Below are 1,989 nucleotides of genomic sequence, written 5' to 3'. Positions count from 1 at the left end.
ACCGTAGGCGCTGGCCCCGTCGGCGTGCACCGGCGTAAAGCCGAGCGCGGGAAGGTCCAACTGGTCGACGAACGCCGCTACGACGCGGACTTCAGCGTCCGCCGGGATCATCGCCTCAAGTGGAGTGGCAAACAGACCGAACTGCGCGGGGTCCAAACCTACTTTTCTGGGCATTTTTCTCGGGTATCAGTGGGATACCTTCAAGATACGGCCAGAAAATCGAAAACCATACTTTTTGCACAGTCTGACGGGTGCGCCCACGCAGGCCGGCTACATCAGCCAACAACCGGATTGGTACCAGCTTTTGATAGCTTTCAATGTTTCATCGACACCGGAAAGCCTCGCCGCCGGCTTGACGATGGCGCAATGTTGTGTGCATTTATTTATTTCTATAATTTTTTATAACAAGTTCACACAAATTTACGAATTCGTCAATTTTCAAATCGTTCTTTGCGTCATTTGTTCTCCATCCGCAAATAACTATATCTATAGGTTCATTTTCTTCATAAGTATGGTCAATTGTAGGTAGCAGAGCAAACTTGCTTTTATAATTTCTTCTTCCTTTTTGTGATTTTCTATTATCATATGTCCCTACTAATGACCAGTCAAGCTTTTCATTTGTATAGAAATCTAATCCTTTCGATTTTAAAAAAGCTTTATTGATTGCTAGCCTATAATCTTTGTGTGTAAACCTAAACTCGCCTTTACTTCTCTTTTTATCTCTTTTATAATGAGATTTAGCTTTAGAATACAACCATTCTTGATATGGTTTAGAAGAGTCATAGAATGATGGAGTTGGATAAAACTCACTTTCATAATGGTCTTGATATTTCATTTCAAGAAATATTTAAGTTGTATAAAACCTAACCAAAGAGCTATAAAAAGATTTATTTTGGGAGGAAAAGCATAAGCATCACCTCGTAAGCAAAACTATCGTTTTTCATGATTTGAGATGAGGCCGTTAATGCAAAATCTTTTTTAGAATACTCTTTTAAAAAAGTCCCGTCATCATATTCGTCAATGTAGGGTTCGGAATAACCATCATTTATTGCAGAATCCATAACTCTATCATAAACCATTTTATGCCTTGAACTTCCTGAGAATGTCACCCATACCATATTTTCATTACAACAGTCACAAATCTCAATGTATGGCGTATCAAACATTACATTGTTTCCTCTAACGACATTATATACTTCAGACTCGCAATTAGAATCAAAATTCCGACCTGACCTGCGCATATAAAATTCATATTTTTTCAACAATCCCTTCCTCTCTCGATAATTACTCAGTAGGTACTTAATTTCTTCGTATCCAATTTCTGAATAATCGTTTTCTCTTGCTCCATACCCCGCATTGGATTCCTCAAATATGATAGTTTGGTCTTTTTGATCTGGGTCATTGCATGCCGTCACTATACTTAAAATCAAAAGCGATAACCATATCTTTTTCATGGTCGATTCTTATTTAGATTACAATAGAAACTGGCAAGTGTAGAAGCTCTAACATCTATGTGAAGGCTAGGTTCAGAATGCCACATAAAATATAAAACTAATATTACAGCATCCCGATAATTTGCTATCTCCAACCTATAGCATATAATATGTAGACAAATATAGACACCCCTACTCCTTTCAGTATAAATAAGGTCCAATGCATAGTCATACTAGAATCATCAAAGTATGCATAACCTTTCGTATTGCCTGGTCTTTCATTTCTACTCATTCTGTATGACCATAACCCATATATTGCACCTAAACAGATGAATATTGCAAAATTCATAATTTATAGTTTTTGATTAAGATACAATAATTGAGCACAAATATAGGTGGATCAATTTTCTGAAGCTGCCTGGTTGCACACAACGGGTACGCCAGCGCCGTGCGTCCCGATAGGGCGCATGGACGCTGGCGTGGTGTTCGCCGATGGCTTTTTTTAATTTTATTTATGCTCTCAATGATATTGGATTGGTGACCTTATTGCTTTCCT

The 1,989-nt window shown here is 38.3% G+C and carries 2 protein-coding genes; both read right to left on the bottom strand.

Annotated features, from left to right (window positions below; translation table 11 throughout):
• Positions 1-379: 379 nt before the first annotated feature.
• Positions 380-835, bottom strand: a complete 456-nt coding sequence (locus DQG19_RS21105) for a hypothetical protein (RefSeq protein WP_157974651.1) — start codon at positions 833-835, stop codon at positions 380-382.
• Positions 836-887: 52 nt separating this feature from the next.
• Positions 888-1,454: a hypothetical protein gene (locus tag DQG19_RS21100; protein WP_157974650.1), complete on the bottom strand. Its 567-nt coding sequence runs from the start codon at positions 1,452-1,454 to the stop codon at positions 888-890.
• Positions 1,455-1,989 lie beyond the last annotated feature (535 nt).

The organism is Lewinella sp. IMCC34183, assembly GCF_003390915.1.
In the GTDB taxonomy this organism is placed as follows: Bacteria; Bacteroidota; Bacteroidia; order Chitinophagales; family Saprospiraceae; genus Neolewinella.
Note: the sequence above shows the minus strand (reverse complement) of the source record. Positions and strands in the feature narration are given on the sequence as shown.

Bases quoted from the DNA above. Each gene is read 5' to 3' on its own strand.
- DQG19_RS21105 (WP_157974651.1), bottom strand. From the start codon at position 835: ATGAAATATCAAGACCATTATGAAAGTGAGTTTTATCCAACTCCATCA.
- DQG19_RS21100 (WP_157974650.1), bottom strand. From the start codon at position 1,454: ATGAAAAAGATATGGTTATCGCTTTTGATTTTAAGTATAGTGACGGCA.